The 25,521-nt window shown below is 26.3% G+C and carries 22 protein-coding genes and 2 tRNA genes; 13 read left to right on the plus strand and 11 right to left on the minus strand.

Annotation, left to right across the window (positions count from 1 at the left end; all coding sequences use genetic code 11):
• The first annotated feature begins 131 nt into the window (after positions 1-131).
• The 3 genes from R4K56_RS06160 to R4K56_RS06170 all read left to right on the plus strand — a co-directional run bounded on the left by R4K56_RS06160 (position 132) and on the right by R4K56_RS06170 (position 1,188).
• A complete protein-coding gene (locus R4K56_RS06160; protein WP_335769111.1) occupies positions 132-260 on the plus strand; it encodes a hypothetical protein in 129 nt (42 codons plus the stop codon).
• 223 nt (positions 261-483) lie between these two features.
• Positions 484-606 (plus strand): hypothetical protein, encoded by a 123-nt coding sequence (locus tag R4K56_RS06165; RefSeq protein WP_335757038.1) that lies wholly within the window; start codon positions 484-486, stop codon positions 604-606.
• 111 nt (positions 607-717) lie between these two features.
• The gene (locus tag R4K56_RS06170) at positions 718-1,188 is read left to right on the plus strand and encodes a PepSY-like domain-containing protein (protein ID WP_335757037.1); all 471 of its coding nucleotides are present in this window, start codon (positions 718-720) and stop codon (positions 1,186-1,188) included.
• On the opposite strand, the gene R4K56_RS06175 is transcribed toward R4K56_RS06170, so the two are convergent.
• Positions 1,185-2,180, minus strand: a complete 996-nt coding sequence (locus R4K56_RS06175) for a tetratricopeptide repeat protein (RefSeq protein ID WP_335772976.1) — start codon at positions 2,178-2,180, stop codon at positions 1,185-1,187. The genes R4K56_RS06170 and R4K56_RS06175 overlap by 4 nt on opposite strands.
• Positions 2,181-2,339: 159 nt before the next feature.
• Here R4K56_RS06175 and R4K56_RS06180 point away from each other — a divergent pair, with 159 nt between their 5' ends.
• Positions 2,340-5,171, plus strand: a complete 2,832-nt coding sequence (locus R4K56_RS06180; protein WP_335772975.1) for a YidC/Oxa1 family membrane protein insertase — start codon at positions 2,340-2,342, stop codon at positions 5,169-5,171.
• A 97-nt stretch (positions 5,172-5,268) separates the two neighbouring features.
• Positions 5,269-6,609 carry a CoA-disulfide reductase gene (locus R4K56_RS06185; protein ID WP_335760072.1) on the plus strand — a complete coding sequence of 447 codons (1,341 nt, stop codon included), beginning with the start codon at positions 5,269-5,271 and terminating at the stop codon, positions 6,607-6,609.
• Positions 6,610-6,719: 110 nt separating this feature from the next.
• On the opposite strand, the gene pepT is transcribed toward R4K56_RS06185, so the two are convergent.
• From pepT to yajC, 7 genes are all read right to left on the minus strand, one after another.
• Positions 6,720-7,946, minus strand: coding sequence for a peptidase T (gene pepT, locus R4K56_RS06190; RefSeq protein ID WP_335772974.1), 1,227 nt, complete (start codon positions 7,944-7,946; stop codon positions 6,720-6,722).
• Positions 7,947-8,268: 322 nt separating this feature from the next.
• Complete coding sequence (locus R4K56_RS06195) at positions 8,269-10,056, minus strand: SWIM zinc finger family protein (RefSeq protein WP_335772549.1); 1,788 nt, start codon at positions 10,054-10,056, stop codon at positions 8,269-8,271.
• A 15-nt stretch (positions 10,057-10,071) separates the two neighbouring features.
• Complete coding sequence (locus tag R4K56_RS06200; RefSeq protein ID WP_335772550.1) at positions 10,072-10,221, minus strand: hypothetical protein; 150 nt, start codon at positions 10,219-10,221, stop codon at positions 10,072-10,074.
• Between the two features lie 4 nt (positions 10,222-10,225).
• On the minus strand, positions 10,226-11,296 hold the full coding sequence (locus tag R4K56_RS06205) for an AAA family ATPase (protein WP_335772551.1): 1,071 nt from the start codon (positions 11,294-11,296) through the stop codon (positions 10,226-10,228).
• A 123-nt stretch (positions 11,297-11,419) separates the two neighbouring features.
• Positions 11,420-12,358, minus strand: coding sequence for a protein translocase subunit SecF (gene secF, locus R4K56_RS06210; protein WP_335772552.1), 939 nt, complete (start codon positions 12,356-12,358; stop codon positions 11,420-11,422).
• 70 nt (positions 12,359-12,428) lie between these two features.
• The gene (gene secD / locus R4K56_RS06215) at positions 12,429-13,940 is read right to left on the minus strand and encodes a protein translocase subunit SecD (protein ID WP_335760067.1); all 1,512 of its coding nucleotides are present in this window, start codon (positions 13,938-13,940) and stop codon (positions 12,429-12,431) included.
• A 33-nt stretch (positions 13,941-13,973) separates the two neighbouring features.
• Positions 13,974-14,399, minus strand: a complete 426-nt coding sequence (gene yajC / locus R4K56_RS06220; RefSeq protein WP_297296193.1) for a preprotein translocase subunit YajC — start codon at positions 14,397-14,399, stop codon at positions 13,974-13,976.
• 810 nt (positions 14,400-15,209) lie between these two features.
• On the opposite strand from yajC, the gene R4K56_RS06225 reads away from it, so the two are divergent.
• From R4K56_RS06225 to R4K56_RS06235, 3 genes are all read left to right on the plus strand, one after another.
• Positions 15,210-15,710: an NYN domain-containing protein gene (locus R4K56_RS06225; protein ID WP_335772564.1), complete on the plus strand. Its 501-nt coding sequence runs from the start codon at positions 15,210-15,212 to the stop codon at positions 15,708-15,710.
• 69 nt (positions 15,711-15,779) lie between these two features.
• A tRNA-Leu gene (locus R4K56_RS06230) sits at positions 15,780-15,864 on the plus strand.
• A gap of 77 nt (positions 15,865-15,941) precedes the next feature.
• Complete coding sequence (locus R4K56_RS06235; protein ID WP_335772553.1) at positions 15,942-16,142, plus strand: hypothetical protein; 201 nt, start codon at positions 15,942-15,944, stop codon at positions 16,140-16,142.
• A 3-nt stretch (positions 16,143-16,145) separates the two neighbouring features.
• Here R4K56_RS06235 and R4K56_RS06240 read toward each other — a convergent pair whose 3' ends face one another.
• On the minus strand, positions 16,146-16,439 hold the full coding sequence (locus R4K56_RS06240; RefSeq protein WP_335772554.1) for a DUF6506 family protein: 294 nt from the start codon (positions 16,437-16,439) through the stop codon (positions 16,146-16,148).
• Positions 16,440-16,611: 172 nt separating this feature from the next.
• On the opposite strand from R4K56_RS06240, the gene R4K56_RS06245 reads away from it, so the two are divergent.
• The 3 genes from R4K56_RS06245 (at position 16,612) to R4K56_RS06255 (ending at position 19,699) form a co-directional block, all read left to right on the plus strand.
• A tRNA-Gly gene (locus R4K56_RS06245) sits at positions 16,612-16,686 on the plus strand.
• A 206-nt stretch (positions 16,687-16,892) separates the two neighbouring features.
• Positions 16,893-18,689: a methyl-accepting chemotaxis protein gene (locus tag R4K56_RS06250; RefSeq protein WP_335772555.1), complete on the plus strand. Its 1,797-nt coding sequence runs from the start codon at positions 16,893-16,895 to the stop codon at positions 18,687-18,689.
• 110 nt (positions 18,690-18,799) lie between these two features.
• A complete protein-coding gene (locus R4K56_RS06255) occupies positions 18,800-19,699 on the plus strand; it encodes a LysR family transcriptional regulator (RefSeq protein ID WP_335772556.1) in 900 nt (299 codons plus the stop codon).
• 765 nt (positions 19,700-20,464) lie between these two features.
• Here R4K56_RS06255 and R4K56_RS06260 read toward each other — a convergent pair.
• Together R4K56_RS06260 and R4K56_RS06265 are read right to left on the minus strand one after the other, a co-directional pair.
• Positions 20,465-21,556 (minus strand): alpha/beta hydrolase, encoded by a 1,092-nt coding sequence (locus tag R4K56_RS06260; RefSeq protein ID WP_335772557.1) that lies wholly within the window; start codon positions 21,554-21,556, stop codon positions 20,465-20,467.
• 38 nt (positions 21,557-21,594) lie between these two features.
• Entirely contained in the window at positions 21,595-22,161 is a 567-nt protein-coding gene (locus R4K56_RS06265; RefSeq protein ID WP_335757020.1) for a sugar O-acetyltransferase, read from the minus strand.
• A 390-nt stretch (positions 22,162-22,551) separates the two neighbouring features.
• Here R4K56_RS06265 and R4K56_RS06270 point away from each other — a divergent pair, with 390 nt between their 5' ends.
• Positions 22,552-23,907: a PhoH family protein gene (locus R4K56_RS06270; RefSeq protein WP_335772558.1), complete on the plus strand. Its 1,356-nt coding sequence runs from the start codon at positions 22,552-22,554 to the stop codon at positions 23,905-23,907.
• A gap of 691 nt (positions 23,908-24,598) precedes the next feature.
• Complete coding sequence (locus tag R4K56_RS06275) at positions 24,599-25,507, plus strand: phosphate ABC transporter substrate-binding protein (RefSeq protein ID WP_335757018.1); 909 nt, start codon at positions 24,599-24,601, stop codon at positions 25,505-25,507.
• Positions 25,508-25,521 lie beyond the last annotated feature (14 nt).

The following is a 25,521-nucleotide window of genomic DNA, read 5'->3' on the forward strand; positions in this document are numbered from 1 at the left end:
GTTGAAAAAAATATTTGCCTTTATTATTGAATTTTCTTATATTAAGAGTGTGATTATTAGTTACAAGATAATAGTTCTTTATCACATAAATGCTAGATGTATATATTAAATAAAAAATTGGAGGTTTTAGTATGACAAAATTTCTAAATTTTTTAGATAATGATTACACTTTTTATTTGTTAGATGAAGAAGAGTATATCTTATTAATTAATGAATACAATGATTTAATTAACTCTTGTGTAGAAGACATCGAATATTAATTGTTTGTTAATGTAATTTTTATTTGAGTTATAGAAAAAATTTTTTGACTCATATGAAATTTTTATTATTATTATAATATGAGAGTTAATTGTAGTAAAGTAACAATATATTATTTATTAAAAATTAAAAGCAACATTATATATAATGATTAAATACATTACTCGATAATATTATCACAAAAAACTAGAATATATTAATTTAGAAAAGGAGGACGTTAAATAAGTGAAAGAAAATTTAGATTATTTAAACGACTATGATGATTCTTTATTAGACGAGGAGGAGTATAAATCATTAATTAACGAGTATAATGATGTGATTAAACAAGTAGAAGAAGAAAAAAAATAACAAAATAAACATTTGCTTAACTTTATGAACGGTCGTAAATATCCTTTGCGGCCGTTACTTTTTTAAAAAATTCTAACATAAACAAAATAAAATACGAAAATTATAATAATTATGAAATATATAAAATTAATATTCATTATTTGTTTATCTATCTTGATATCCAATGTATTTTTATATTCTCAGTCTTTAACAGAAAATTCTTTGCCTTTGAGAGCGAAAAACTTTTTAAATATGAATTTTCCCGGTAATAATATAGAAACGGTATCTTTATATCAAAATGGCGGCGGCTATGAGGTTGATATAGATTTTGGTTATAAATTTATATTTTATAGTACAGGTCTTTGGAAAAAAGTTAGTGCTATAAATGATGAAGCCAAACAAAATGGCATTCCTAGAAGCTGCATACATAGATCTATGGTTAATGTTATAGATAATTCCTATCCGTCTTCAAAAATCACTGATATAGAAAGAAAAGACAAAAATTTTATAATAGTATTAGATGATAAATACCAAATAGAGATAAGCGGTTATGGTATAATAATCAATGAAACTATTTTAGAAAGTCAGGAAACCAATAATTAATATATATCATATTTTTTTAATGCTATAGCTGAGTTTTCTAAATCTCCAACAGCACTGTAAGCATTTGATAAAGATATATATGCCTCTTTATTGCTTTCATCTAATGATGTAGCTTTTTCCAGCATATCAATGGCATTGTCATAAAGCCCAGCAGAATAATAAGCTAGTCCCAAATAATAATAAGCGAAAGAATAAGTTTGATTCTTTTCTATAGATATGTTTAAATAATCAATGGCTTTTATATAGTCTTGAATCTGATAATAAGAAACACCTATGTAATAATATAGTAAATAGTCATTATCATCTATATTTAAAGCGTTATTAAAATATGATAATGCATTATTAAAATCATTAATCATAAAATAACAAAGACCTATATTAAAATAAGCCAAATAATTCTCATTTTCTATTTCTATGATTTTTTTTAATATTTTTATTGCCTTATGATATTTATATGTATCTTTATAAGTCACAGCAAGCCAATAAAGACTTGTATAATCATATTTATTTAGTTCTATTGCTCTTTCAAAAGATTCTATAGCTTCATCGAATCTATTTAAATGATATAAAGCCATACCCAAATGACGCCAATTAATATATTCTCTTGGAGCTAACATAAAAGATTTATTTAATACATTAACAGCATCTTCATATCTTCCAATTTCTATATAGCAGTGTCCAAGATTATTCAAACTAATATAATCATTATTTTCTAATTCATAAGCCTTTTCAAAATATGTAACGGCATTATAATAGTTTTTTATTTTTATATATGATAGCCATATAAGTCTGTATATGCTATAATCGCTGTTATTAATATTTAATGCCTTTTTGAACAATTCTATGGCATGAGTATGTTTTCCTAATTGAGTATAAAAAATTCCAAAATCTACAATAGGTTTTGGATTGTTTGGATTATTTTTGCACATATTACTATGATATACAATCATATTTCTTATTTTATCTTCTAAATTATTATCTGTGGTATGCATAATAATTTTACTTCCTTAAAATTGAATGAAAAAACCACTAATAAGTATATATACAACTTAAATTTTTTCAACTTTTTATTGTTATAAATGCTGATTTGAATAAAAAAATATAAAATGTTATAATACAAAAAATAAATTATTTATTATGGAATTTGTATAATGACTTTATCTTCTTTCTTATATAATATATTCATCTATCCAATAGAGTTTATATTGGAAACATCTTTCTATTTTTTTAAGGTATATACTAAAAGCTCTTATATTGTAAGTATATTTTTTATAAGTTTAGTTGTCAATTTTATTTCTTTGCCATTGTACAATATAGCTGAGAAATGGCAGCAAAAAGAAAGAGATATACAAAATAAAATGAAGCCTATGATAGATAATATCAAATCTGTTTTTAAAGGAGATCAAAGGTATTTACTTATAAGAACTTGTCAAAGGATTAATGGATACAAAACAATTTATGCTTTTAGAGGTACTTTAGGTCTTCTTATACAAATTCCTTTTTTTATAGCTGCTTATCATTTTATACATAATCTTGAAGGTTTAGAGTTTGCTCAATTTGGTATTATAAAGAATTTGGCAAAACCAGATGCTTTACTAAAAATCGGAAATATAACAATTAATGTACTTCCTTTTGTTATGACTATAATAAGTTTATTGGCTTCTTTAGTGTATGCTAGAAAACTTAGTTTTAAAGAACAGTTTCCTCTATATATAACTAATTTAATTTTTTTAGTGCTTTTATATACTTCACCTTCAGGTCTTCTTTTTTATTGGACAGTAAATTGTACTTTTTCATTAGTAAAAAATATAGTTTTAGAAAATTATAGTTTTTTAAAAAATAAAGTAAATATTATTTTTAGTAATAAAGTAATAATGACAATTATAAAAAGAGTATTTTTTATAATATTTAGTATTTTTACAGTTTTTATGATAATATATACTTTATTATATTTTAATAGAGAACGTATATTTGAAATCTCATTAGAAAATCAATATTTAAAAATATTTAGAATATATCCAAAAACTTATAAAGATGTTTTAAGTATATGGGTTTTATTATTCGTTTTTATAATTTATAAAAAATATTTATATAAATTATTTAATATACAATTAGATAACAGCAGATTAAAACTCCTAATCGTTTCTTCTATATCTATAACATTGCTTGCCGGACTTTTTATTCCATCAACTTTGATAGCTTCTTCAGGTCAGGAATTTAATGAACCATTTGTATTAATATTAAATAATATATCAAAATATATAGGATTTTTCTTTGTTTATTCTTTCTTTATTTATGTTTTATTTTCAAGCAAAGTAAAGAATACTTTAACATTATTAATAATTTATATTTCAATAATATGTTTTGTAGATACATTTATAATGGTTGGAAATTATGGAAATATATCAAGCAGTTTTATTTTTAATAATCCAAATCTTTTGCAATCTAGTTATATTCAAATAGGCTTAAACATTTTATTTGTATCTATTTTTATATCTGTTATTTATTTTTTATTAAAAAAACAAAAATTAGGTATTATTATTAATATATATATGATAGTATCTTTAGTATTATTATCTATATCAATATACGATATATTTAGTATAAGTAAAGATCAGAAAATATTAGCGAATATACAAAATCAATCTGAATCAAATTTACAAGAGAATAATTATAATAATATTTTCACTTTGTCAAAAACAGGTACTAATGTGTTTATAATACTATTAGATAGAGCAGCTTCTCATTATATGTATGAATATATTAATAAAACTCCTGAAGTACAAAATGAATTAAATGGTTTTGTAATGTATACTAATGTTTTAGCATATTCAAAAAATACTGTCGGATCTATACCTAGTTTAATGGGCGGATATGAGTATTTACCTTATGAGATTAGTGTTGAAAATAAATATAATTTGAAAGATAAATATAATGAAGCTTTATTAGTTATGCCTAAAATATTTTCAGATGATGGGTATAAAGTAAATCTATTTAATGTAACATTTGCTAATTTGAATTTTGGATATGACACATCTATATTTTCAAAATACTCTAATATAAATGCTTATGCTGAGAATGCTAATTTTATCAATTTTGCATTGACTAACTTTTTCAATGATTATTCAAATGAAACAAAAGAAATGAAGGAGATTTTTTATAAAAGATTATATAGTGCAGAGTCTGTATCTTCTGATTTAAAAAGATCTTTTAGATTTTCACTTTTTAGAATGATGCCTAATTTTTTAAGAAAAGGATTTTATGCTGATTCTAAGTGGTATATATATGGAGATAGTGATGCTGTATTAATTAATACTTCTTTAAGTGAGTTTAGTGTATTAAATTCATTAAAGCATATAACATCAATAACTAATGATGGAAATTACTTTAATTTTATTCATAATAACACCACACATGAGCCTAATTATATTAATACTAATTTACTTCCTTCTATATGGAAAGATAGTCTTCCTAATGAAGATATTAAAAAATTTAAAGATGAATTTTCTGTAAGAAGCTATTATGCTAATGGGGCTGCAATAGAAAATATCATTAAATTTATAGATTTTCTTAAATTGAATAATGTTTATGATAATACAAAAATTATTATTGTTTCAGATCATGCTCTTGATATTAAAACAGATTTTTATAAAGATAATGGTATTGAATTTATGTCAATATATAATGCTTTTTTAATGTGTAAAGATTTTAATAGTACAAATAATTTTAGTATGTCTTCTAATTTTATGACGGTTGCTGATGTGCCTTATTTATCTACAAAACATCTATCTAAACAAGTTAATCCATTTACACATAATATAATTACAAATGATTATAAAAATGGTGAATTAAATCCTATTATATTAAATGAATGGCAGCCTAATAGACAATTAGAAAAAAGATTTAATTTTTCAGAATATTATACAGTTAAAGGAAATATATTTGATAAAAATAATTGGAAATTAAATAATTTTGATAGATAGAGAATATAATTTTTCTAATTATTAAAAATTAATTTTGACAAAAATGAAATTTTTATTATATTACTAATAGTAATATATGAATACCAAAGGAGCGTATATGAAGAAAATTATAATAATAGGCGGAGTTGCTGCTGGAATGAGTGCTGCTGCAAAGGCAAGAAGATTAGATAAAGAAGCTGTTATTACAGTTTATGAAAAAACAGATGTTGTATCTTGGGGAGCTTGCGGTATGCCTTATTATGTAGGCGGATTCTATGAAAGCCCTAATACTATGATAGCTAGAACTGCAGAAGCCACTATAAAATCAGGAATAGATTTAAAAGTTAAACATGAAGTATTAAAAATAGATCCTAATAATAAAAAAGTACTTGTAAAAGATCTTGTTAATAATAAAGAATTTGAAGATAATTATGATTCTTTATTGATAGCTGCAGGTGCTAAATCTATAATTCCAAATATAGCAAATATAAATATTGGAAATGTATCAACTTTAAAAGAGTTCAATGATTCTATAGATATGAGAGAAAAAATGAAAGACAATAATATAAAAAATGTTATTGTATTGGGAGCTGGTTTTATAGCTATAGAGGCAGCACATGCTTTAAAACATATTGGAAAGAATGTTACTATAATACAGCGTTCCGACAGAGTATTTGGAAATAAATTTGATAAAGAATTTTCTGACATGCTTATAGAGCATATAAAAGAGAATGTTGATTTACATTTAAATGAAAAAGTTATGTCATTAGAAGCTGATGATAACAATAATGTAAAAGCAGTTGTTACAGATAAAGGAAAATACGATGCTGATTATGTTGTTGTTGCTATAGGAGTTGTTCCTAATAGCGATTTGGCAAAAGATGCTGGAATAAAATTAATGGACAATGGTGCTATACTTGTTGATAGAGAAGGAAAGACTAATATTGATTCTATATATGCAGCCGGAGATTGTGCTAGTATATACAGCAAAGTTTTAGATAATCAAACTTATGCTGCTTTGGCAACTGGAGCAAATAAATTAGGAAGAATGGTAGCATCAAATTTAGTAGGCGGTCATGAAAAGTTTATAGGAAGTCTTACAAGTGCCTGCATACTTGCTTTTGAACTTGAGGCAGCACGTACTGGAATAACAGAAGAAGAAGCTAAAAAGAATAATATAAATTATAAAACTGTTACAATAAAAGATATAGACCATACACATTATTATCCAGATTATCAGGACTTACATATAAAATTAGTATATATGGCAGACAGCAGAAAGATAATAGGCGGTCAGATATTAGGCAAGAGAGGTGCAGTATTAAGATGCGATGTTATAGCTGCTTGTATACATGCAGGACTTACAGTTGATGAATTAGGTATGCTTGATTTATGTTATGCTCCGCCATTTGCTAGAACTTGGGATTCATTGAATGTGGCAGGAAATGCAGCTAAATAATACTTGCTTATAATCAGTGCTTAAAAAATTAAATAAAAAATAATTCTATGATAATATCTATTAATACAAAATATTATCATAGAATTTTTTATTATATTTATTTCATAAAATTATTCAGCGTATATATTTATTATTTTCAATAGCACCTCAGTCATTTTTTCTAAAGATTGAACAGGTACATATTCAAATCTGCTATGAGCGTTTTCTCCTCCAGTTGAAAGGTTAGGGCAAGGCAAACCTCTGAAAGAAAGTCTAGCTCCATCTGTACCGCCTCTTATAGGTACTATTTTTTCTTGCACACCGCATTCATTAAATGCTTTTTTAGCATTGTCAATCAAATGCATATTTGGAAGTATTTTTTCTTTCATATTAAAATAAGTGTCTTTTAATTCTAATACAAATGTATTATCACCATATTTTTTATTTAAGAAATTTATTATATCTTTTACGAATTCTTTTTTCTGATTAAATTTTTCAAAATCATGATCTCTTATAATATATTCAAGTTTTGTTTTTTCTTCTGTACCTTCAATATATCCCAAATGATAAAATCCTTCATACTTCTCTGTGTATTGAGGTTTTTGTTCGGGCGGAAGCATAGAATTAAATTCCATAGCAAGTAAAATGGCATTTTTCATTTTATTTTTAGAATATCCTGGGTGAACATTTACACCATTAACTGTTATTTTACATGAAGCAGCATTAAAGTTTTCGTATTCTATTTCTCCCAATTCTCCGCCGTCAACAGTATATGCAAAATCAGCATTAAATTTTTCTACATCAAAATATTCTATTCCGGAACCTATTTCTTCATCTGGAGTGAATGCTATTTTTATTTCTCCATGTTCTATATTAGGATTATTCATTATAGTTTCAGCCATAGTCATTATTTCAGCAATGCCTGCTTTATCATCGGCACCTAAAAGAGTTGTTCCATCTGTAACTATTAAATCATTTCCTATATATTTATTTAAGCTGGGAAATTTTTCTGTTGAAAATATAATATTTTTTTCTTTGTTTAATACTATATCTTTTCCGTCATAATTTTTAACAATACTTGCTTTGATATTTTCTCCGCTTGCATCTTCAACAGTATCCAAATGAGCTATAAAACCTATCTTAGGTTTATTCTCTTTTCCTTTAGTTGCTGGAATTGAAGCGTATACAAAAGACTTATCATCAATATAAGCATTATCAATACCAATTCCTTTCAATTCTTCTACCAAATATTGACCGAATACTCTTTGCTTTTCAGTACTTGGAGTTTGATTTTCATTCTCGCTTGATGAAGTAGTATCAAAAGTTGTGTATTTTATGAATCTCTCATAAGTTTTCATTTTTTAATCTCCATAAGTAATAATTTTAATATTTTAAATATACCTAAACAACTATATTTTGTCAATTTTTACTTTTTTGTAAATGTAATTTTTGTTTATTAATAGTATAAAATATTATTAAGTTTTGTTTGAAATGTGAAGTAAAAACAAGATTTGTGTCAAAAATGCAGTCTTTCGCGAAGTGTATCCGAGTTTATCGAGGATATAGGTTCTTTGTGTCAACAAAAGAACTGGGGGTGTGGGGGCTAGTCCCCACAAATAACTTAAATTTAAAATTGTATTTTTTGACAAACTCTAAAATTCTTAGTATATATAAATAAAATTAATCTTCAAAAAATATATTTATAACAGCATTAACATTTATTATGCTTATTGGACGTATATAATATTTACTTTTTTCTAAAAGCATAAATCTATCTTTATCAACAGTTGAGTTTTTATAGTTCATTATATATTTAATACCATTTGAATGAATAGCATTGTATTTGACATTCAATGTTAATCTTTCTTCTTCATCTTCTCCTATTTCATTTACTATATCAAAATAAAGTATCTGTTCTATTTTATTAAACTCAACATTTTCTATTCTTTGAAACTTAGCAATTATTATTTTTATTCTGTCATTTTTATTGAAGTAGTCATATTTAAATTCTATATTTCTTATATCATCATAACTTTCAGCAAATAATTCTTCATTGTTTTTTGATATTCTTAATTCTTCTAAAAGTGTATAATCTATTCTATCATTTAATATAACAGAAGTTTTTTTACTTGATGATATTCTCTCCTCATTATTAACTTTATAATTTAAGAATTTCATTTTATATTTTGAAACTTCTTCTATAGATATATTATTTTCAAAATGAGTTTTTTTCCTGTAATTGCTTCTTACATCTTCATAAGAAATTTTGGCATTATCATAGAATGTTGGTATTACATAAGAAAAGAAAGATACTTTTTTGGCATTTATATTATATAAATAAGCACTTACACCTAAATAACCAGTAGAAGATATCCAAGGATAGGCACCAAGACCTAAAAACTCCCCATTGCTTCTGTTTATATATTTGCTTCTAATTTCTCCTGTTAATAATTTAACTGTTCTATTATCATTTTCTAGTTTTGCTTTTTCTATTACTTTTATTGTATTATACAGTCTTGATAATGTGGCAAATGCAAATAATTTATTAAAAGAAGCATGTTTATTTAGCATAGAATCAATACTTTCAGCAATGCTTCTAAACATTTTTCCTATTTCAGGCATATTTTTTACTTGAAGTTTTATACTGATTTGTTCTGCTATATCAAAATCTTTTTCACTGCATGAATAAAAACCTTTTTCAAATATATTTTCAACGAACAATTTAGAAAATTTTAAAATGTTTTCATCTATTTCTTTGTCTTCTTCTTTTATTTCTTCTAATGCATCATACATTTCTTTGTATTTTAATATTGCCATGATTTTATGAGAACATAGAGAAGAATCTTTACATGAACATACAGCCTTTTTTATACTGTCTTTTTTGGGAAAGTATATTTTTATATTTTCTTCAGGTATAATAATTTCAAGCATAGCATCTTCTTTGATTTCTGCTTCAATATCTTCATGAAATCTATCCAATGCATATTCAAAATTTTTTTTAGTGCTTAATTTCTTTATCTCATCATAAGTGATATTTTTTACTTCATCGAATGTATTATTTTTTATATCATCATTTGTTTCTTGTGTTTCTGTATTATTTTCTGTTGTATCATTATTACTTTCTATCGCATTGTTTATTACTGCATCATCATTATTTTTATTTTCTGTATCTAAATGCTCTATATACAAAAGCGACATTATAATATGTTTGCAAATAGTTTTTGAAGGACAAGAACATTTACTTGATTTTATATCTTCATCATCAAGCATAACTTCTATTTTTTCATCTGAAGAATCTATTATAACTTTTATTTTATTATCAGCTTCTTCGATTTTTATTTTTTCTGGGTTATTATTTATAATGTTATCAAGATCTTTTACAGAGCGGTTGTATATACCTTTATTTGTGAGAGTAAGTAAGAAACTTTCATTTATATATTGTTTTAAGTTATTAATTTTTTCAGTCATTATAAAAAGCCTATATTAAATTTTTTTATTTAAAGGTTTATCATATTTGCCTATTATATATTTTAATCCTAATTTTTTATTAATTAAAAGAGAGCATAAATCTATCTCATCATTTCCTTTAACAAGAAGAACTTTTTTAGCCATAGGGTTTACAGGAAAAGCCATTATTTTATCTTACCTCCCAATTATCCATAGCATTATTTAATTCTTCATTGTTATATATTACTGCTTTATATTTATACATTTCTTTTTTGTCAGCCTCTATTCTTATGCCTTGAATATCATCATTTGAATTGTATTCATTTTTTACTTCATTATAAACATCATTAAAAGACTTTATGCCTTCATAAGAGTGAGTAGTAGCAAAAAGCTGAATATTATTTGTATAGCATACTTTAAATAAAGAAATCCATAAATTTCTTAAAGAACTGTAATGAAATCCATTATCAATTTCATCTATAAATAAAACCCCATTAGGCAGCAATGAAGCATTAACTATGTAATTAAATATTTTATATACTCCTGAACCTAATGCATTTAGAGATAAATATCTGTCAAGCCCAATATCAACTTCGCAAATTTTATCATATTGTATTTTAATCGATTCTAAATTAGGTATTATTGTTTTCATACAGTCTATCAATATTTTATCCATATTTAAATTTTGAAGTTCACTAAATGTTTCTATGGCATTGTTTTTTATTATTTTTTCAGAATAACTATAATTATTTAAAAATAAAAAATTAAATAGAGGAGAGTACATAACTGAAAAAGTTACAGTTTGGCTATCAAATGTAATAATATTATTTGTAGGTATAAAGCTGCTGTCAAGAACTCTAGTATTATTAATAAGTAATGGAAGTTTTATAATTTCTCCATTATTATCCTGCACTTGATAATAAATACCATCTAATAGAGAATCATATATCAATGATTTTATAGGATATATATTTAATTCTTTTTTTGAGGTTTTCATATTAATGGGATTAGTATGATTAAAATTGTGAAAAATCAATTCTAAATTACCATCTAAAGTTATATCTCTATACAAAAAAGAAGCTGTTATAATAGAGTCGCTTCTATACATATTGCAATATACATACAATGCCTCTAAAAGATTGCTTTTTCCAACGCTGTTTTTACCAAATATTAAATTGAATCTTTTAAAACTATCAATAGAAAATTCTTTGAAGCATTTAAAATTACTTATACTAATATTTGGTATTTGGATATCATTCATAATTTTTATTCCGTTATTAATTTAATAGTAAAAAAATAATATACTAAAATCAATATATTGCAAATAAAAAAAGAGTATACATTATAAATGCATACTCTTTTTGAATTTCTATATTAATAATTTTTATGCTTTTTTAGTTTTCATAAATAATATTAAAAGTCCGCTTGCTATAAAGTTACTAGCATAAGTACCTATAACAACACCGCAGAAGAATGTGAATGCGAAATCATAAAGTATGAATCCGCCCCATATCATTATTGCTAATGCAGCAAGAAGTGTAGAAATACCAGTTATTATAGTTCTTCCTACAACATTATTTAGACTTATATTAACAATATCTTTAAATGGCATTTTAGAGTCAGCATTTTCTCTTATTCTATCAAATACTACTATGATGTCATTGATAGTGTATCCTATCAAAGTAAGTATTGATGAGAGTACAAGTACAGAAAACTCTTTGTTTAGGAAAAGCAGTATTCCAAATACTATAACAACATTATGTATAAGTGTAATGATCGCAGGAAAAGCATATCTATAATTGAATCTTATAGTAATGTATATCATTATGATAATCCAAGAAACAATTATAAGTATGAATGCCAGTTTCAAGTTATCAGAAGATACTACACCGCTTATGATGTTGCTTCCTACTAAATTAACTTTATCAGTACCGTATTTATCATAAAGTACTTGCATAGCCCTGTCGGATTCTTCATTAGAACCTCTGAATCTTAAAAGAAAAGCATTAATATTATCTTCACCTTCAAGCTCCTGAATATTAACAGTTTCAGTTCCAAAGTTATTGTATAAAGCTCTTATTTCAGCAATATTTATAACTTCTGGATTATTAATCTGTACTTTTAATTCCACACCGCCTGCAAAGTCAATACCCATATTAAAACTGTTTGTACTAAGTTTACTTATGAATAAACCAATAGAGGCTATAAACAATACAGCAGATATAACAGCAGCAATAGGCATAATTTTAACAAAAGGTATTTTATTTTTTGTTAAATCATTATTTTCTTTTTTATCATTTTCTTTTTTAATATCTTCACTCATTATAAAATCCTATTTATTTTAAGCAATTATATATAAACAATTTTCATTCTTTTTATCTTTATATAAATAATTATATAAAGAAGAATCCTGCTTTCTTAACCATTTTTATGCGTATAAGCTCTTCATATATATATCTGGTAATAAATACAGCGGTAAATAAGTTTATCAATATACCAAAGAATAAGGTAATTGCAAACCCTTGTACTGGACCGCTTCCGAATATCCAAAGTATTAAAGCTACAATAATAGTTGTAATGTTAGAGTCAAATATTGTAGCGAATGCTCGGTCATAACCAGATATAATAGCATCAGCGACATTTGATTTAATTTTTAATTCATCTTTTATACGTTCAAAGATAATAACATTAGCATCAACCGCCATACCTATAGTAAGAATAAGTCCAGCAATACCAGGTAATGTTAAAGTAAATCTTAATGGTGATAACACAGCTATGATAAGTATAACGTTTACAATCATCGCTATAGTAGCCAAAACTCCAGAAAGTCTGTAAACAGCTATCATAAATACAGCAACTAAAATAGCTGCCATAAATAATGCTGTAGCACCTGATTTTACAGAGTCAACACCGATTGACTGACCTACAACTTCTTCTTCTACTATACTAACATTAAGAGGTAAAGCACCTTCTTTTAATATTCTAGCTAAGTCTTGAGCTTCTTCTAAAGTAAATCTTCCAGTAATAACTCCTCTTCCGCCTCTGATTTCATCGTTAATATTAGGAGCACTGATAACTTTATCATCTAATACTATAGCAAGCATTCTATTTTTATTTTGAGCAGTAACTTCAGCAAATGTAGTAGCACCTTCACTGTTAAGTTCAAATTCAACAGTAACTTCGCCGAATTGTCCGCCGCCTACTTGTGCATTGATTAAAGCACTTCCTTCTAATGAAGGTTCTTTATTAACAATAACAGGAGCACCTCTTACTCTTCTTCCGAAATCATCTTTTTCACTGTAGAAATAAAGCTGTTTTCCGTATTCAGGAACTTTAGCTGTATTAGTGAATACACCCATAAGCATATCATTAGTAGTTAATTTAGAAGTAGCTTCTTCATCAACTAAATTGAATGTTAAAGCACCCTGACTGAGTACTACGCTTTTAATTCTGTCTGGGTCTCTTGCTCCAGGAAGTTCAACAACTACTCTGTCTTCACCTTGCTTTCTTATTCCTACTTCGCTTACTCCGAATTGGTCGATTCTGCCTCTAAGTCTTGATATAAGTCTGTCCATAGCATCATTTTTTTCTTCAGCTGTTAGAGAAGCAACATTTCTTTCAAGTCTTGAAGCATATTCTTCAAAATCAGCCTGTAATACTATTCTTATACCGCCCTGTAAATCTAAACCCATATTTACAGATTCGCTTCTTAAGCGTTTAAGAGCTTGAACACTATCAATTTGTTCTTTTGTGTATCCTTTAGCTATCATCTCATCTAAAGACATATTACTTTCTTCTTTTTTATCTTCAGATGTAAAAAAGTACCATCTCACTGTAGGAGTAATAAACCAAGCCATTATACCAAGTCCAATGATGATGAATGCTAGTCTTAAATTATGACTCATATTATATGTCCTGTTATTATTATATTTTTATTATTATTCTTTTTTATCTTCTGCTTGAGCTTTTTCTAAATCTTCTTTAATTTGATTTTTATCTTCTATAGCTTTTTTATCTTTCTTTTCTTCTTTTTTAGGAGGGTTTAACATTTCTTCTGTAACAACTGCTGATATAGAAGATTTGATTATTTCCATTTTAGTATTTTCGCCTACTTTTACTATAGCAATTCTTCCGCCTTCTTTGTCTGAAACGTATTCTGCTATTATACCGCCTGATACTATGATTTTATCACCTTTTTTCAATTCTGCTATGCTTTGTGCCAATTTTTTTTGCTGTTGTTTTTGCGGTCTTATTAATAAGAAATAAAATATGGCGAATATTGCAACCATCATACCTATAGATACTAATGGGTTGCCTGCCTGAGCTCCTTGCGCTCCTTGTGCATATAATGTAGCTGTGAACATTCTTTTGTTACCTCTTTAAGTATTAATTTTTTGAAAATTTTTTTTGATAGTACATCATATTATCAATAATTTATACTTATGTCAACCTATAATATATAAAAATTGTTTGCTATAGGCTATGTCAAATAAATTTGCCATAGGCAAACAATTTTTATTGGTTATAAATAAAAATTGTACGCTATAATTATCTTCCAAGTAAACTTGTCAGATGCTCCCAATTTTTATTAGGTTATATATAAAAATTGTTCGTTATGGTCTATGTCAAATAATTTTTATTGTACATATATAAAAATATAAAATTGTACGCTATAATTATCTGCCAAGTGAACTTGTCAGATGCTCCCAATTTTTATTAGGTTATATATAAAAATTGTTTGCTATAGGCTATGTCAAATAAATTTGCCATAGGCGTAATTTTTATTGGTTATATATAAAAATTGTTCGTTATGGGCTATATCAAATAAATTTGCTATGAGCTTCTAATTTTATTAGAATTATATTAGAAATTGTTTAGTAATTTTATTTTGTACATAAATTATCTTCATTAATTATTAACTCTTATTTATTTTACAATGTAGTGGTTGATTTTTATCGTTTCTTAATGTATCATTTATGATAAATAAGCGTAACGGTTCCTTTGGAGCCTTACTCCCCATCATAGGATGGGGTTTTTTATTTTTATGGATAGAGTTAACTTTTATATAGATGGATTTAATATATATCATGCCATTGATAGATTAAATAATAATAAATTAAAATGGATAAAATTATTATGATTTATGTAAAAGTTTACTTAAAAACAATGAATCAATAAATAAAGTATATTATTTCTCTGCTTATGCTTTTTGGAAGCCTTATAGTCAAAATAAACATTATATACTTGTACAGGCATTAAAACATTTTGGTGTAGAAGTAGTTTTAGGTAATTTTAAAAAGAAAACACAATCTTTAAATATCTCAGACAATAATGGAAATATAATAAAATATAATTATGAATATCATGAAGAAAAAGAAAGTGATGTAAATATAGCCATACACTTAGTAAGAGATGCATGTAATAAAAGTTGTGATAAAGCTATATTATTGTCTGGAGATAGTGATTTAGTGCCTGCTATAAGAATGGCAAAGCAAGAAAATCAAAATTTAAAAATTGGTATTGTAGTACCTGCTTATGTTCAGGCTAGTAGTTTGAAAGATGCTTCTGATTTTAGTGTAAAATTATCTAAAATAAATATATCTTCTATGCTTCTTCCTAAATCTATTGTATTAAAAAATGGAAATACAATAACTTGTCCTAAAGATTGGCAATAATATTTTATAAAAAATTAAAATATAACTTGCTTTTTTTTTCTAATATGCTATAATACAAAGCAACTACCAGCTCGGGTGATGGAATTGGTAGACATAGCAGATTTAAAATCTGCTGGTCCTTGTGACCGTGCCGGTTCGATTCCGGCCCCGAGCACATAAGTGCTATAATAATATGGAGTAGAGGATAAAGTTTGTAGAGTCAAATCTATAAACTTTTTTTGTATATTGAATATGATAAATAATCACGATAAATTTTCTAAACAAAATCTAATTATATTAACAGTAGGACTTGTTATATTTGCTATTAGTTTTATATTCATAGCAATGGTTGGACAAAATCCTGAAGGCTTTATGGGATTTTTAGCTCCTTTTACTATGCTTGTGGGTATCATAGTTATAGTAACTGGTTTTCTATATAAATCTAATTCCTAATATTTAATTTTCATTTCCGAATAATTTTTTGTAAATATCATTTTGTTCTTCTAAATGTACAACAAAACCAACAGCTATTTTATTTTCAGTTGCTTCTATTATTTTTCTTGCTCCTTCTTCTCTGAATCCTCCGCATAATTCTATACAATCAATACCTTCATCTTTTAATTCTTTGGCTATTTTACAAGCTTCTTCTATATTTGAAACTCCTATAATTTGTGAAACTCCATTATGTATTGATGATCTGTATTTTTTACTGTCAAAAATTTTATCCATTATTAGAAAAGCAAATTTCATATTTATACTCCTATTTATTTTATTGTTTATTATAGCATATAATAGAATAAATTAATTTGTTATTATAAAAAATAATGATTTAAATTTTAATTTGTAAAAAAAACATTATAGCTATTGATTTTTTTTATGATGATGTTATAATTAATGAAAATTAAATAATTTATTTCAAATTGCGGGCGTCGTATAATGGTTATTACCTTAGACTTCCAATCTAAAGATGACGGTTCGATTCCGTTCGCCCGCTCCATTTTTTCTTATCCTTTTTTATCACAACTATATAATTGATTTATATTATTAATACTATAATAGTATACTTTTTTATAATCAATAAATTTTTTTTTTATTTTTTTTATAAAAAATATTATTATTTTTTTTACATTTTCTAAATTTTTTTTATATTTAATCTTGTAAAAATATCTTTTATATTAAGTAAATTATGGAGTCTAAATTTTTATGAAAAAAGGATTAGTGTTTAAATTTTTAAGTATTTTTTCGGTGCTGTTATTAATTGCATTTTTAGCTTTCTATATTTTTTACAAACCGATATATGTATCTAAATTTTTGAAGGAAAAATCTTTAGAAACTCTAAACTCAAAAAATAAAACAGAAAACTATGTAAAAGAAATAAAAAATACTGTTAATTTAATAGTAAATAATTTGGAAGCAAATCCAAATTTAGAGACATTTGGAAATTTTATTACTAATGTTCAAAAAACAGGTTCCGGATATTTGAATATGTATTTTGGAGATACTGTACCATATTCTCAAGGCGGAATATATATAAATACTTTGGAAGAATATCCAAGAACTTATGATCAAACTTCAAGACCTTGGTATAAAGATGCAATTGCAGCAAATGATATAGTTGTAAGTGACCCATACATAGATTTTGCAGTTAATGAACTTACAGTTACATTCAGTAAAGCAATATATACAAATGGTAAATTGAAAGGTGTATTTGCCATTGATTTTGCTAATATGAACAGTATTATGAAAGGTGTAAAAGAAAATTTTGATGAAAGTTTTTATATTGTATCACCAAATGGAATATATATGACTCATGAAAATAGCGAATATATATTAGATGAAAATAATAATTTATTTAAAGATCCTTTATTTGCTCCTTTTCAAGGTAATTTATCTTCTCATGTAGGCGAAGTAAAAATATCAGGAAATCAATGGTATGCTATACAAAAAATAAATAATGCTCCTTGGCTTTTAATATTTAAAGGTGATGCTAGTATAATACATACACAATTTAGATTATTAATGCTTGCTGTATTTGTTGTTATGGTTATTATATTATTAATAGAATGGCTGCTTGTAAAAAAGATAGTAAAGCCTCTAAAAAATACAATAAACATTATAGACTTAATGAAAGAAGGTAATTTTAATAGTATATTTAATAAAGAAGATTTATCTTTGAAAGATGAGTCTGGGCATTTAGTTAATTCTGTTAATGATATGCAAAATAGAATATCATCTATAGTTTCAGAAATAAAAAAACATATATCTTCAATAAATAGTTCAAGCAGTCAAATATCTCAAGGAATAGACAATTTATCAGACAGGACATCTTCTCAGGCTGCTGCCATAGAAGAAGTTAGCAGTGCTATAGAAAATTTATTTTCTTCTATATCTGAAACATCAAGACATACAAATGATGTAAAGGATATGAGTAATAAAGTAGCTGATGCAACAAAAGTTGGAGTAGAGGCAGTAAATCAAATTTCTACTAATATGCTTGAGATATCTGAATCAAGTAAAGAAATATCTGATATAATAAAACTCATACAATCAATAGCATTGCAAACCAATATACTTGCTTTAAATGCGGCAGTTGAAGCAGCAAGAGCAGGTGATCAAGGTAAAGGATTTGCAGTTGTTGCTTCTGAAATACGTTCCTTAGCACAAAATGTTAATGATGCTGCTGGAAAAATCACTAATATAATAGAAAACACTGTTACTAAAATAGAAACAGGTGATGAATCAGTAAGGCATTCTATTGAAATACTTTTAAATATTGAAAATTCCGCCAAAGAAGTTTCGGAAGTTTTAATAGACTTGCATAATGCAGTTTCTGAAGAAGAAGGAAGTGTAAGAGAAATTGCACTTGCTATGAATGAATTAAACAATATTACTCAGGAGAATTCTAATCTAGTTCATAATAGTGCTATTTTAGGAAGAGAAGTTGCAAATAATACTGAGAATGTATATTCAGAATTAGAGTATTTCAAACTTCATGTATAATATAAAAATAGTATTCCGCTTTTGTATTTATAGAATTTATATAATATAATAAGTTATGATTTAATATATTCAATACTTAAAAAGTATTATATATCTTTTAGGAGAGTATAATGGAAATTAGAGCTTTAAAATATTTTTTAATAGCTGTAAGGGAAGGCAATATTACAAAAGCGGCTAAATATCTTAATCTTACTCAGCCTAATTTATCAAGACAGATTAACATGCTTGAAAGAGATATAGGGCATAAACTTTTTGAAAGAAAGCATAATAATATAGAGCTTACTCCAGAAGGAATACTTTTAAAAAAGAGGGCTGAAGAAATAATAGATATGATAGAAAAAACCAGAGCGGAATTCAATTTTACTGATGAATTAATAGCTGGTGATATATTTATTGGTGCAGGTGAGACTTGGGCTATGAGTTTGCTTGCTTCTATTATGAAAGATATTCAAGAAACTTATCCTCATATAAGATACAATATTTACAGCGGAAATTTTAGTGATATTACAGAAAAACTTGATAAAGGATTATTAGATTTTGGTGTATTAATAGATCCTGCTGATTTGTCAAAGTATGATTATTTAAAAATACCTGCTAAAGATACTTGGGGCGTAATTATGAGAAAAGATTCTAAACTTGCCAAAAAGAAATATATAACCAAAACTGATTTATTAGATTTGCCTTTAATTATGTCTAGGCAGGCTATAGAAAATAAATTAAGCGACAATGATTTTATAAGATGGTTTGGTGATAGTTTTAATAAGCTTAATATAGCAGCTACATATAACTTACTTTATAATGCATTGATTATGGTTAGGGAAGGAATGGGGTATGCTTTGAGTTTGGATAAATTAATTGATAATATGCATAATGAAAATATTTGTTTTATACCTTTAAAGCCAAAATTAGAATCTGGGCTTAATATAGTTTGGAAGAAGAATCAGGAGTTTTCAAGGGCTTCCAAAATATTTTTAGATAGGATTACAAATGAATTTAATAATAAAATTTGATTCATAACGCACGGTAAACAAATCACAAAATATAAATATATTTTCTTTTTATAATACTTCTATAAATTAAAAAATATTTAACGTGCGGTAATTGCATAGCAAATTTAAAAAACACTTGGGTGGGTGCTAATAAATTCTAATTTAAATAAAAAATATTAATTAAATTTTTAATACAAAATAAATTACAAAATCTTGAGGGTGGGGTTGAGAATAAAGTTTTAAGATTTATTTACATTTGCCCGCCCTTTATGCTTTTTAATTTTATTAGTTATTTTTATATTTATTTCCTTATAGTTTATACTAAAAATTTTAGAGTTTGTCAATTTTTTGTTGTTCTTTTTCCCGCCGCAAAAAGTGCAAGGATAGAATTAGTACTAAATCATACTAAAATTGTCTTACATGTAAGATAATTTATTAAATTAAAGCCCAAATGTAGCCTTTTTGCTTCTTTGGGGCACGCCATAGGCACTCCTTTCAGTCGCAAAAGAGTGGGGTATGGGGCAAAGCCCCAGATATAAAAACAAAAATATAACTTTACTTTTGACAAAGTATAGTTGTTTAGGTATATACTGGAAATATAAAGCCCGCCCAAGCTTTATTTAAATTTATGATTAACATACCGCACGGTGAGTAAAATTATATAAGATATATGAATTGATAATTATAATTTTTATTATAAAAATAGTTTTGTTTACCGTGCGTTAAAAAAATTACCCAAGCATTAATAAATAATACTTGGGTGTTTTTTATTTTAACAGACTCGAATTATTTCAAATTGTCTTTGAAGAATTGTGATAATTTTTCAAAAGGAATTTTTTCCATGTTATCATATAAATCAACATGATCAGCATCTTCTACTATTACTAATTCTTTTGGTTCTAATGCTTCTTTATAAACATCTTCAGAATAGTATCTTGAATGAGCTCTGTCGCCTGCTATTAAAAGTATAGGAGTAGGAGAAACATCTTTAATATTAGCCATTAAAGGGAAATTCCAAAATGATACAGGCATTGTTGCAGTCCAAGAAGTAACAAAGTTTATAGCTCTAGGGTGATAAGCTCTTTTAGCATAATAGTTGTAGAAAGCAGCAAATACAGGATCAGTATTTTCTGGAAGTTCTTCCGGTACAACCATTGCAGAAGCTTGTATATTATTATTTGCATCAAAAGTAGGTTCATGATTACCTAAAGCATAAGTTTTACTTTCAGCATCTTTCCAACGCTGCTCGCTTAAATATTCTCTTATTTTTCTTCTTTGTTCAGGAGTATAATAATCTTGATGTCCTTTGCTCATATCTCTTGACATATCATACATTGAAGCAGTTGCTACAGCTTTTATTCTAGTGTCAGTTCCAGCAGCAGTAATAGCCATACCAGAAAGTCCGCAAATACCTATTGCACCAATGCGGTTTCTGTCTACATAATCAAGCAAACCTAAATAATCTACAGCAGCACTGTAATCTTCTGTAAATATATCAGGTGAAGAAGTGTTTCTTACATCTCCGCCGCTTTCACCAGTAAAAGAAGGATCGAATGCTAAAGCAACAAAACCATAAGTAGCCATTTCCTGTGCATATAATCCTGAAGCTTGTTCTTTAACTGCTCCAAATGGGCCAGATACAACTATTGCAGGATTTTTTTGATTAGTATAATTTTCTGGTAAGTATAAATCTCCTGCTATTTCTATACCATAACGGTTTTTAAATCTTACTTTTTTCATTTCTATATTTGTATAAATTTTAAAAACTCTTGTATCCATATCATCTCCTCCTTTATTTTGATTATTTTGTGATTGGTTGTTGTTACAAGATATTAAAAAAGTTAGTATTAAAGTTGCTGATAATATTATTTTTTTCATATAAATCTCCTTATCATTAATTTTAGTTTAAATTTTTATTATAAATTTCTTATGATTTTTGCAGGCACTCCTCCAACTATTACATTAGAAGGAATATCTTTATTAACTAAAGCACCAGCAGCTATTATGGAATTATCTCCTATAGTTACACCTGGAAGTATATTGGCACCAGAACCTATCCAAACATTATTGCCTATTGTTACTTTTGATGGATATGTTGTACTTCTGTTTTGTATTTCTATTCCATGATTTAAAGTTGATATAGTTACATTCATACCAATAAATACATTATCTCCTATAGTAATTCCGCCTCTGTCTTGAAATGAACAGCCGCAGTTAAAAAATACATTCTTTCCTATTTTTATATTTCTTCCAAAGTCTGTATAAAATGGCGGAAAGCATGTAAAACTTTCATCTATTTTTTCACCTGTTAATTGTTCAAATAATTTTCTTACCTCCTCTGTGGTATGATAGCTGTTATTTATTTGCATTGTTATTTTTATTGCATTTTGTGAGCATTCATATAAAAGCGGTGAAAGTTCTTTATCTTCGCTTGATATGGGATTGCCTTCTTTACAGTGTTTTATAAATTCTTCTATATTCATTTGATTTGTTCCTTTGTTTTTATTTATTTGTATTTTACAGAAAAAATAAATTATATCAAATATTTATGTGTTATATAGTTTTATGCCTAAAAAGTATAGTAATGATGTTTGATTTAGTTTATTATTAGTTTTTTATGTTTTTTAGTATTATTTAATTAGTATTATAATTTTTATTGGTATTTATATATAATTATATTTATATAGCTTTATTATGTTGTTAAAAGTAACAGTATTATTTATAAAAATAACAAAATTGTACATTTATAATATGAAACGAGTTTAATGAATTTGATTTTTCATTTCTTTTGTACAATACTTATTATATAGCATTTATTTTTATACTTATATTATAGTATAAAAATATGCTAAAAATAATTTTAAGGATTTGCGATGACAGAGAATTTTATACCTAATAAGAAAGTGTTCGTATTTGATACAAATGTTATACTTCATGATTTTAAGTCAATATTTTCTTTTGAAGAAACTAATATAGTTATACCTATTACAGTTTTGGAAGAAGTTGATAAGTTCAAAAAAGGAAGTGATACAATCAATTTCAATGCCAGAGAGTTTATACGCGAACTTGATGTCATTGTAGAGAAAAATGAGGAGCTTCAAGGAGTAAAAGATATATTTAAAAAAGGTGCTTTGCTTGATAATAAAAGTAAGGTATTTATAGATGTTAATAATGAAGAGAGAGAAGAATTCAAAAAGATATTTGCAGGAAATATACCGGATCATAAAATACTATCATGTGCCTATAATATAAAATGTGAGAATTATAGAGTCATTCTTATAACTAAAGACATTAATATGAGAATGAAGGCTAGAAGTTTAGGAATAGACACTCAAGATTATAATACTGACAAGATAGAAAAGTTATCTTCATTATTTACTGGTATAGAAAATATTTCAGGCGATAATGCTAAAATCTATATAAAAGAACTTAGCGAGAATAAAGAAATAGCAGTTAAAGGTGAACATTCTATTTATCCTAATACTTATTTCTGCTACAGAGTAAAAGAAGATGATGAGGCAGTAATAGGAAAATATAAGGAAGATACTAATACTATAGTTCATGTTGATTCTAATATAAATGCTTATGGAATAAAACCAAGAAATGAAGAACAGGCTATGGCTTTGGATATTCTTCTTGATAATAATGTGCCTTTAGTTACTATAATGGGTAAAGCTGGAACTGGTAAAACTCTTTTAGCATTAGCTGCTGCTTTAGCAAAAAGACGCGAATACAGACAAATACTTCTTGCCCGTCCTGTAGTGGCTCTTTCTAATAAAGATTTAGGTTTCCTTCCTGGTGATGTTAATAGTAAATTAGATCCTTATATGCAGCCTTTATTTGATAACCTTTCAGTTATACAGCATATTCATTCTGATGACAGCGATGAAAGTAAGAATATCAAAAAAATGCTTGAAAATGAAAAAATAGTAATTTCACCTCTTGCATACATTAGAGGAAGAAGTTTGAACAAAATTTATTTTATAGTAGATGAAGCACAGAACCTTACTCCTCATGAAATAAAGACTATTATAACAAGAGCAGGCGAAGGAACAAAAATAGTTTTCACAGGAGATATTCATCAAATAGATACTCCTTATTTGGACGAAAGAAACAATGGTCTTACTTATTTAATAGACCGCACAAAAGCGGAAGTTTTAAGCGGTACTGTAACACTTGAAAAAGGAGAGCGTTCACAGCTTGCAGAACTTGCTGCCAATGTATTATAAAATTATTTAATTTTAACAATTAAAGCATAGAGTGGTTTGGAGAAATCCCGCCCTCTATGCTTTTTTATTTTGCACTAAAGATAAAGTTTAATTAACTTTATTGCTTAATTATAAAAAGCATGCCCGCCCAAGTTTTTATTAACTTTATAATCTATTTAACGCACGGTGAACGGAATTTTATTTGTAGTTTAAATTTTAAATTATAATTATTCTATATTTATAATTTTGTTTAGCGTGCGGTATAAAAACTATAAATTCAAATAACGTTTAGGGTGGGTGCTGTAATTTCTGTTTTTCACTATAAAGAAATTTTAAACAAAAACATCAAATAAAAATAATAAGGCAATAGGGTGGGCAGATGTAAATAAATTTTTTACTTTATAAATTTATTTTAAAACCCCGCCCTTTATGCTTTTTTATTTTTACTAAAAATAAAGATTCTATTAACTTTATTGCTTAATTAGAAAAAGCATGCCCGCCCAAGTTTTTATTAACTTTAGAATCTATTTAACGCACGGTGAGCGGAATTTTATTTGTAGTTTAAATTTTAAATTATAATTATTCTATATTTATAATTTTGTTTAGCGTGCGGTTGGAGTATTCAAATTGAAATAATTTTATATTAATTTATTGACTTTATATTTTTACATGTTAAATTACATAGCAATTACAAATATTAAAGGATAGTACTATGAAAAAATTTATACTTTTTCTATCAATTATGGCTGTACTTTTCAGCTGCAATTCTAATAAAACAGATAATGCTTCAAATACTCAAGCTGCTTCATCTAGTACAGATTTTAAAGCAGAAATATCATTTGACGGATCTTCTTCATTAGCACCTGTAATGGCATCTATTGGAAATAAGTTTATGGAAGAATATGTTACTTGGGATAAAGTATCTTCTGATTTGCCTAATGAAAAAATATCTATATATGTATCATCAGCAGGTTCCGGTGCAGGAGTAAAAAGCATATTAGATAATACAGCTAGTTTCGGTATGCTTGCAAGAAAAATAAGAGATAATGAAAAATCACAAATGGCAAATTATAAAGAATTTTTAGTTGCTTCTGATGCTTTAACAGTATCAGTTAATGCTAAAAATCCAATAGTAAAAATTAAAGATAATTTGGATTCTGATACTATTAGAAAAATATTTTCTGGCGAATATAAATATTGGAGCGATGTAGATGCTTCTTTACCTCAAAAAGAAATAGTTGTAATAATAAGAGATTTAAGCGGCGGAGCTTATGAAGTTTTCCAAGAATCTATAATGGGTGAAACACAAATATCTCCTAATGCTATACAATCACCTTCAATGGGTGCTTTGGGTACAAAAATAGTAGAAAATGAAAATGCTATAGGTTATGCTTCTTATGGAGTTTATAATCAAAATAAAGATAATTTATTTGCTTTCAAAGTTGACGGAGTAGAGCCTACTAAAGAAAATATTTTGAATGGACAATACAAAATACAAAGACCATTGATGTTTATCAAAAATTCAGAACTTTCTAAAAGTGAAAGTGCATTTGTAGATTATGTATTCAGCGATATAGGAAAACAAATAGTAGAAGAAAACGGTTATATTCCTGTTGAATAAAATATTAAATTAGT

This window comes from Brachyspira pulli, assembly GCF_036997785.1.
GTDB lineage: Bacteria > Spirochaetota > Brachyspiria > Brachyspirales > Brachyspiraceae > Brachyspira > Brachyspira pulli.